This window comes from Herbaspirillum chlorophenolicum (assembly GCF_001189955.1).
Lineage (GTDB): Bacteria > Pseudomonadota > Gammaproteobacteria > Burkholderiales > Burkholderiaceae_D > Herbaspirillum > Herbaspirillum chlorophenolicum.
In genome coordinates, this window is sequence record NZ_LFLT01000082.1 from 1 (window position 1) to 8311 (window position 8311).

At 57.4% G+C, this 8311-nt stretch carries 6 protein-coding genes and 1 pseudogene; all 7 read left to right on the top strand.

The window, feature by feature from the left end; genetic code table 11:
* Positions 1-271 (top strand): annotated as a pseudogene (locus tag AKL28_RS22600) (MFS transporter); the annotation flags it as partial.
* Positions 272-280: 9 nt separating this feature from the next.
* A complete protein-coding gene (arsC, locus tag AKL28_RS22605) occupies positions 281-709 on the top strand; it encodes an arsenate reductase (glutaredoxin) (RefSeq protein WP_050470556.1) in 429 nt (142 codons plus the stop codon).
* Complete coding sequence (gene arsH, locus AKL28_RS22610) at positions 675-1412, top strand: arsenical resistance protein ArsH (RefSeq protein ID WP_154134776.1); 738 nt, start codon at positions 675-677, stop codon at positions 1410-1412. The genes arsC and arsH overlap by 35 nt, the downstream gene beginning before the upstream one ends.
* 494 nt (positions 1413-1906) lie before the next feature.
* Positions 1907-3151, top strand: coding sequence for a TolC family protein (locus tag AKL28_RS22620; RefSeq protein ID WP_050470557.1), 1245 nt, complete (start codon positions 1907-1909; stop codon positions 3149-3151).
* Positions 3148-4632 carry an efflux RND transporter periplasmic adaptor subunit gene (locus AKL28_RS22625; protein ID WP_050470558.1) on the top strand — a complete coding sequence of 495 codons (1485 nt, stop codon included), beginning with the start codon at positions 3148-3150 and terminating at the stop codon, positions 4630-4632. The genes AKL28_RS22620 and AKL28_RS22625 overlap by 4 nt, the downstream gene beginning before the upstream one ends.
* Entirely contained in the window at positions 4629-7769 is a 3141-nt protein-coding gene (locus AKL28_RS22630; RefSeq protein WP_050470559.1) for an efflux RND transporter permease subunit, read from the top strand. Before AKL28_RS22625 ends, AKL28_RS22630 begins: the two co-directional genes overlap by 4 nt.
* A 28-nt stretch (positions 7770-7797) precedes the next feature.
* Positions 7798-8136 carry a copper-binding protein gene (locus tag AKL28_RS22635; protein ID WP_008328976.1) on the top strand — a complete coding sequence of 113 codons (339 nt, stop codon included), beginning with the start codon at positions 7798-7800 and terminating at the stop codon, positions 8134-8136.
* The last annotated feature ends 175 nt before the right edge of the window (positions 8137-8311 follow it).

An 8311-nucleotide genomic window follows, 5' to 3' on the forward strand; every position in this document is an offset into this window, starting at 1 on the left:
CATGGGCAACGGCGTCATGACCATCGTTCGCGGGACGCTGCCAGCCGAGTTGTATGGCCGTGAGGCCTACGGCGCCATCAGCGGCGCGATGGCAACTCCGGTCACGATCGCTTTCGCAGCCGGTCCGTTCGTTGCATCGCTCCTCTATAGCGTCGGAGGCGGCTATCCCGGTGCCATAGCTGCCCTGGTTGCCATAGCGGCGACGGGAGCAATTCTCTTCTTTTTCGCTACGGCGGCGATTCGCCCGCAATCAGAGCCGATTTCACAATAGGACCTCACCATGACGATCATCTATCACAACCCCGCATGCGGGACCTCCCGCAACACCCTGGCCATGATCCGCAACAGCGGCGAAGAGCCGACCGTGATTGAATACCTGCAGCATCCGCCCAGCCGCGAGCAGCTGGTCAAGATGATTCAGGATGCCGGCCTGACGGTTCGTGAAGCCATCCGCCAGAAAGGCACGCCTTATGCTGAGCTGGGTCTGGATGACATTACCTTGACCGACGATCAACTACTGGATGCAATGCTGGCCAATCCCATCCTGATCAACAGGCCATTCGTCGTGACGACCAAGGGGACCAGGCTGTGCCGTCCGTCCGAGTTGGTATTGGACATCCTCCCGAACCCGCAGCAAGGCGCTTTCACCAAGGAAGATGGCGAAGTCGTGATCAATGCGGAGGGCCAACGTGTCGCACCAGGTAACTGATCTGCCTAACGTCGATCCCGGCCAGTTCAAGGTGCCGGCGATCGGTGACTTCTCGAAAATTGGCGCATCGACCCACCGTCCGCGCTTTCTCCTGCTGTACGGATCTGTTCGTGAACGTTCTTACAGCAGGTTATTGACCATGGAAGCGGCACGGCTGCTGGAAGCGATGGGCGGCGAGGTCAAAATCTTTGATCCCCGCGGCTTGCCGCTGCCGGATAGCGAACCGGAGACACATCCTAAGGTCGCGGAACTACGCGAGCTGGCGAACTGGTCCGAAGGTATGGTTTGGTGTTCGCCAGAGCGCCACGGCGCTATGACCGGCATCATGAAGGCCCAGATTGACTGGATTCCGTTGACACAGGGGGCTATCCGTCCTTCACAAGGCAAGACCTTGGCCGTCATGGAAGTGTCCGGTGGATCGCAGTCCTTCAATGCTGTGAATCAAATGCGGATTTTGGGGCGCTGGATGCGGATGCTGACCATTCCCAATCAATCCTCGGTGGCCAAAGCGTACCTAGAATTTGACGACGCTGGCAGGATGAAGCCATCGCCTTACTACGAGCGGGTGGTCGATGTGATGGAAGAACTGTTCAAATTCACGCTGCTAACGCGTGATGTCTCGCCGTTCCTGACCGACCGATACAGCGAACGCCGAGAAAGCGCATTAGAACTGAGCAAGCGAATGAACCAGAAATCTATTTAAACCCAGCTCATCGAGACATGATCTATAATTTGTGCGATGAAAATGCTTCGTACATTTCTGATAGTGTTGCTAGCCATTGCCATTCCCCTTGAGGGATTGGCGGCTGTGCGCATGGTCGAAATGATGCGTAGTGTCACTCCTGCCATGGAGATGTCGGTCTCCGCAAACAGCTCGGACGAAACTTGCGTCATGAGCATGTCAAGTGGGGACAAGTCATCAAAATCGACGGCGCCATGCAAGATGGGAGACGCCTGCAAGATTTGCCAAGTGTTTCCGTCGACCACACCTTCAGCGGACGTTAATCTGCACGTTCTTCCCTTGATCGCAACGGTCTCCCTGTTGCCCGAATCGTTTCTTCCTTCCCACGATCCGTCCGGATTGTGGCGTCCCCCTCGTTCACTCTGATCGTTGCTGATTTCTTGACACGCTTGGCTTGAGCGCCAAGTGGTCTTTCGCGCGCTTTTTCGCGCAGTCACGCTATGGAGTGAACAATCATGTCCTTTCACAGGATATCCGGGGCCCTGCTTGCTTTGCTAGCGGGGATGTCCGGCCTTGCCCACGCGGCTCCCTTATCTTTTAACGCTGCGCTCGATATCGCCGAGCGCCAGTCTCCCAACCTGGCCTCCAACAGGGCCCAAATTGCGGCAGCCCAATCATCGGCGATACCTGCAGGTGCTTTACCTGACCCCAAGATCTTTGCCGGTATCGACAACTATCCCGTCTCCGGGCCGGATCGAGGCCGACTCAATGCCGACTCTATGACGATGCAGAAAATCGGCGTCATGCAGGATTTTCCCAATGCGGCCAAGCGCCAGGCCCGCGTTGCCGTAGCCGAAGCTTCGATCGAAACTGCGCAAGCACAGCGGCAAGTGGAGCGCCTCAAGCTGCGCAGAGCCACGGCCTTGGCTTGGCTCAACCGCTATTTCCTGGAACGCAAGATCTCGCTGTTCGATGATTTGGACAAAGAGAATTTGCTTTTGGCAGATGCCGTGCGCGCACAGATCGCGTCTGGCCGTACTCAGGTAGCCGATAGTGTGATGCCGAAGCAGGAAGCGGCTCAATTGGCTGACCGTCGTGATGAACTGATCCGCGACCTCGTCAAGGCCAAGTCCGGCCTCCGCCGCTATGTGGGTGGTGAAGCCGATGAGCCACTGGTCGATGCTTTGCCTGAGCTGCGCATCGATGCTGACCATTTACGCGATCACTTGCACAAGCATCCGGAACTGGAAGCCTATTCTGCGGAGAGCCACAAGGCGGAAGCAGAATTGCGCCAAGCGCAGGCGATGAAGAAATCCGATTGGGGTGTCGAGCTAGCCTATCAGCGACGTGACCCGCGCTTTGGCAACATGGTGTCGGTCCAGTTCACGTTCGAGATTCCAGTTTCCCCCGCGACAAGGCAGGATCCCCTCATCGCGGCTAAACAGCAAGAGCTATATCGCATCGATGCAGACCGCGAGGCCATGCTGCGCGATCACACCAACGAGCTCGAAAGCGATCTGGCCGACTACCAGTCCTTGACCCGCCAGCTTGAGCGCGCCAACCAGACGGTCTTGCCCTTGGCACAGCAAAAGACCGAACTCCAATACGCCAGCTATCGCGCAGGCAAAAGTGACTTGACGACGGTCCTGGCGGCACGCCGAGAAGTCGTCGACCAGCGCCTGAAAATCATCGATTTGGAGGCGCAAAAATCCGCAGTCGCCGCCCGGCTCTATTTCGCCTATGGGGGAGATCAACAATGAAAAAAAGCACTTATCTGATCGCCATGCTGATCGTGGCTGTCGGCGCCGGGAGCGGTATGGCCGGCTATTGGATGGCGCATCGTGCTGCCGGAGCTCAAGCCATGCAGACGGAGCCAGCAAATGCAGCTACGCAAGTCGAGCGTAAGGTTTTGTATTGGTACGACCCGATGATGCCGAATCAGCGTTTCGACAAGCCGGGAAAGTCGCCGTTCATGGACATGCAACTGGTAGCGAAATACGCGGATGAGCAAGATGAAGGCGCCGCCGTTAGGATCAACCCTGGAATTAGCCAGAACCTGGGCATGCGCACCGCCAAGGTCGAGCGTGGCAGTATTTCGAGCACCGTGCGCGCTGTCGCCAACGTGCAGCTCAATGATCGCCAAGTGGCAATCGTGCAGTCCCGAAGCAACGGCTTTGTTGAGCGGGTCTACGCACGTGCTCCTGGCGACGTCATTGCACGTGGTGCGCCCCTGGTGGACTTACTCATTCCGGAATGGACCGGCGCCCAAGCAGAATTTTTGGCGGTGCTCGGCACGAAGGACGTGGCGCTGATCCAGGCTGCCCGCACACGTCTGCAGTTGCTCGGGATGCCGGGTGATCTGATTGGCCATGTGGAGAAGAGTGGCCGACCTCAGACGATAGTGACCATCGCTGCACCTATTGCGGGCTTGATTCAGACCTTGGATATCAGGAGTGGAATGACGGTATCGGCGGGGGCGCCTTTGGCCAGGATCAACGGGCTCGATACCGTGTGGCTAGAAGCGGCAATTCCTGAGGCGCAAGCCGCACAGGTCAACGTCGGCGACAAGCTGGAAGCGGATTTTGCGGCGTATCCCGGCGAAAAATTCACAGGCAAGATCCTTGCCGTTCTGCCGGAGAGCAACGCCGACAGCCGTACCCTCCGGGTTCGCGCCGAGTTGCCCAATCGCGATGGCAAATTGAGGCCGGGCATGTATGCGCAAATCACCTTGGGGGGCGGCAAGGCAACACCAAGCCTACTGGTGCCGTCTGAAGCGGTCATCCGTACCGGCGCGCGCAATATTCTTCTGGTCACAACCGGCGATGGGCGCTACCAGCCGGTCGAAGTGAAGCTTGGCCAAGAATCCGATGGAAAGAGCGTCATCCTGGATGGCGTCACTGACGGTCAACAAGTTGTCACGTCCGGTCAATTCCTCATCGATTCCGAGGCCAGCCTGAAAGGCATGCTCACGCGGCTGAACACTTCACCAGCTGCTGACGCCAAAAGCGCCCAGATGCCACTCAATGAGGCCACCGGGAAAATTGAATTGCTGCAGGGCCCTGACATCACGCTCTCGCATGGTCCGGTCCCAACGCTGGGCTGGGGAGCCATGACAATGTCATTCAAACTGGCGCGGCCTGAGATGGCAGCTGGACTCAAGACCGGAGATAGCGTGCATTTCGGTTTCCAAGAGAGAAATGGCGATTATGTGATCGAAAAGCTGGATCGGAGCACGCCATGATCGAAAAACTCATCAAATGGTCGCTTCGCAGCCGCTTCCTGGTCTTGTGTGGTGTGCTTTTTCTGGGGGCCTGGGGGGTATGGGCGCTCAAGACCACCCCAGTGGACGCGTTGCCCGATCTTTCGGATGTTCAGGTCATCATTCGGACTACCTATGCTGGCCAGGCACCGCAAATCGTCGAGAACCAGGTAACGTATCCGCTGGCAACCACCATGCTGTCGGTGCCGGGGGCAAAGACCGTGCGGGGCTACTCGTTCTTCGGCGACTCCTTCGTTTATGTCTTGTTTGAGGACGGCACCGACATGTATTGGGCGCGTTCCCGGGTACTGGAATATCTCAACCAGGTACAGGGGCGCCTCCCGGCTTCGGCCAAGGCATCACTGGGGCCGGACGCTACCGGCGTCGGCTGGATCTATGAGTACGCGCTGGTCGACAGGACCGGGCAACACGACCTGGCCCAGTTACGTAGCCTGCAAGACTGGTTCCTGAAATATGAGCTCAAGAGCCTGCCCAATGTCGCCGAAGTCGCAACGGTAGGCGGCATGGTCAAGCAATATCAGGTGGTGCTCGACCCGGTGAAACTGGCGGCCTACAACATCGCGCAAGACAAGGTCGTCGAAGCGATCAAGAAGGCCAACCAAGAAACCGGTGGCTCAGTGCTGGAGATGGCGGAAACCGAGTACATGGTGCGGGCTTCCGGCTATTTGAAGGCGCTGGCGGACTTCCGCAACATTCCCTTGGCGACGGGGAAAAACGGCGTACCCGTCAAACTGGGTGATGTGGCGACCATCCAATTCGGACCGGAGATGCGCCGCGGTATTGCGGAACTCAATGGCGAAGGTGAGTCGGTGGGAGGCGTCATCATCCTGCGCTCAGGCAAGAACGCGCAGGACACCATTGCGGCCGTCAAGAGCCGACTGGAAGAGCTCAAAAAAAGCCTGCCCGCTGGTGTTGAGGTCGTACCCGTCTATGACCGGAGCCAGTTGATCGATCGTGCCATCGACAACCTGTCGCACAAGCTGCTTGAGGAGTTCATTGTCGTTGCGGTCGTTTGCGGCCTGTTCCTCTGGCATCTGCGTTCTGCCCTGGTTGCCATCGTCTCTCTGCCGCTGGGCATCATGATTGCCTTCATCGTGATGCGGTATCAGGGCGTCAATGCCAACATCATGTCCCTAGGGGGGATCGCCATTGCAATTGGTGCCATGGTCGATGCCGCCGTTGTCATGATCGAGAATGCGCACAAGCATATTGAAGAGTGGACGCATCGACATCCAGGGCAACCTTTGCAGGGGGAAACCCATTGGAGAGTCATTGGTGAGGCGGCCGCAGAGGTCGGACCAACGCTGTTTTTCTGCTTGCTGATCATTACCCTGTCGTTTATCCCGGTATTCACGCTGGAGGCGCAGGAGGGACGCTTATTCGGGCCATTGGCATTTACCAAGACCTATGCAATGGCTGGTGCCGCCGGATTATCCGTCACGCTGATTCCGATCCTGATGGGCTACATGATCCACGGGAAGATCCCTTCGGAGAACAGCAATCCGCTCAATCGCTGGCTGATTCGTTGCTATCGGCCGTTACTGGAAGCCGTCTTGCGACGGCCTAGGGCGACACTGGCAATTGCGGCGCTTGCGCTGTTGACGACCTTATGGCCGATCAGCCGTTTGGGCGGCGAGTTCTTGCCGCAGATGGATGAGGGGGATCTACTCTATATGCCGTCTGCCTTGCCAGGCTTGTCCGCATCCAAAGCTGCCGAACTGCTGCAACAGACCGATCGCCTGATCAAGACGGTTCCGGAAGTCGCCAGTGTTTTCGGCAAAGCCGGCCGTGCCGAGAGTGCGACCGATCCCGCCCCCTTGGAGATGTTCGAGACGACCATTCAATTCAAGCCGCGTGATCAATGGCGCCCCGGCATGACGCCGGCGAAGTTGGTGAATGAACTTGACCGGGTCGTCAAAGTGCCTGGCCTGTCAAATATCTGGGTGCCGCCCATTCGTAACCGGCTAGACATGCTGGCTACCGGGATAAAAAGCCCGATTGGCGTCAAAGTGTCAGGCACCAGCCTGGCCGATATCGACAAGACGGCGCAAGAAATTGAACAGGTTGCCAAAGCAGTACCGGGCGTCAGCTCCGCGCTCGCCGAACGTCTCAGTGGCGGACGTTACGTGGATGTCGATATCGACCGGCTGACCGCCGCCAACTACGGTCTCAACATCGCTGATGTCCAGAGCATCGTCTCGTCGGCCATCGGTGGGGAGAACGTCGGTGAGACGATTGAGGGACTGGCGCGTTATCCGATCAGCGTTCGTTACCCGAGAGAGACTCGGGACTCGCTAGAGCGCCTGCGCGATCTACCGATTCTGACCGGCGGCGGCCAGCAGATCACCTTGGGAACTGTTGCCACGCTGAAGATCAGCGATGGTCCACCCATGCTCAAAAGTGAGAATGCGCGGCCCAGCGGCTGGATCTATGTCGATGTCCGGGAGCGGGATCTGTCATCTGTGGTCGCCGACTTGCGCACTGCGGTCAGTTCCAAGGTAAAGCTGATGCCCGGGTTGAGCATTGCCTACTCGGGACAATTCGAATACCTGGAGCGAGCAAATGCACGTTTGAAGCTGGTGGTGCCGGCAACGCTAATGATCATCTTCGTGCTGCTCTATTTGACGTTCCGGCGCTTCGATGAGGCAGCATTGATCATGGCCTCACTGCCATTTGCCTTGGTCGGCGGCATCTGGTTCCTCTATGTTCAAGGCTACAACCTCTCGGTTGCCACCGGTGTCGGGTTCATCGCTCTGGCTGGCGTGTCCGCTGAATTCGGCGTAGTCATGCTGTTGTACCTGAAACAGGCGGTCTCTGTCCGTGAACAACAGGTAGGTGCTATCTCAGTCCCCGTACTGGAGGATGCAATCCGCGAAGGTGCCGTGCTCAGGGTCCGCCCAAAGGCGATGACCGTGGCCGTCATCCTGGCGGGCCTGATCCCAATTCTGTGGGGAAGCGGCGCCGGCTCCGAAGTCATGAGCCGGATTGCAGCGCCGATGGTCGGCGGCATGATTACCGCTCCATTGCTTTCGATGTTCGTCATTCCGGCCGCGTATCGTTTGATGCGTGGTCGTCAACCCAAAGCCAATCCGGCTTAATTTATCCTCAATGTGAAAGGAAGTTGATATGAAGAACTTGATGTACGCCATGCTTTTTACCGCATCGCTGGGCAGCAGCGCGCCCGTATTTTCCGCAGACATGCAAGGCATGAAGATGGGCCAAGCCGATGCTGGCGAAATGATTTCTCATGGGACCGGTGTCATCAAGAGCCTCGACCAGAAGCAAAAAACCGTTACCTTGGCACATCAACCCATCAAAGAACTAAACTGGCCGGCAATGACCATGGGCTTCAAAGTATCGGATGAGAAAATGCTACAAGGCCTCAAAGTCGGAGACCAGGTGACATTCGAATTGAAGGGGAGTGGAGCCGCGCCCGTCGTGACGGGAATTCGTCCTGCCAAATAAGCCTGGCACCGTCCGTGCTTACACGTTCCTAATGCGACACGGACGGTAGGACGTGAGCAAGGCATCCATAAGGTCGAAAAGGTAACCAATCATCTATGAAATATGAATGATGGATGATTTCTTAATTACTTTTTCGCTTATGTATGAACATTTGCTTTATCTCGGCTGGCTCCCC

Bases quoted from the DNA above. Each gene is read 5' to 3' on its own strand.
- arsC (WP_050470556.1), top strand. From the start codon at position 281: ATGACGATCATCTATCACAACCCCGCATGCGGGACCTCCCGCAACACC.
- arsH (WP_154134776.1), top strand. From the start codon at position 675: ATGCGGAGGGCCAACGTGTCGCACCAGGTAACTGATCTGCCTAACGTC.
- AKL28_RS22620 (WP_050470557.1), top strand. From the start codon at position 1,907: ATGTCCTTTCACAGGATATCCGGGGCCCTGCTTGCTTTGCTAGCGGGG.
- AKL28_RS22625 (WP_050470558.1), top strand. From the start codon at position 3,148: ATGAAAAAAAGCACTTATCTGATCGCCATGCTGATCGTGGCTGTCGGC.
- AKL28_RS22630 (WP_050470559.1), top strand. From the start codon at position 4,629: ATGATCGAAAAACTCATCAAATGGTCGCTTCGCAGCCGCTTCCTGGTC.
- AKL28_RS22635 (WP_008328976.1), top strand. From the start codon at position 7,798: ATGAAGAACTTGATGTACGCCATGCTTTTTACCGCATCGCTGGGCAGC.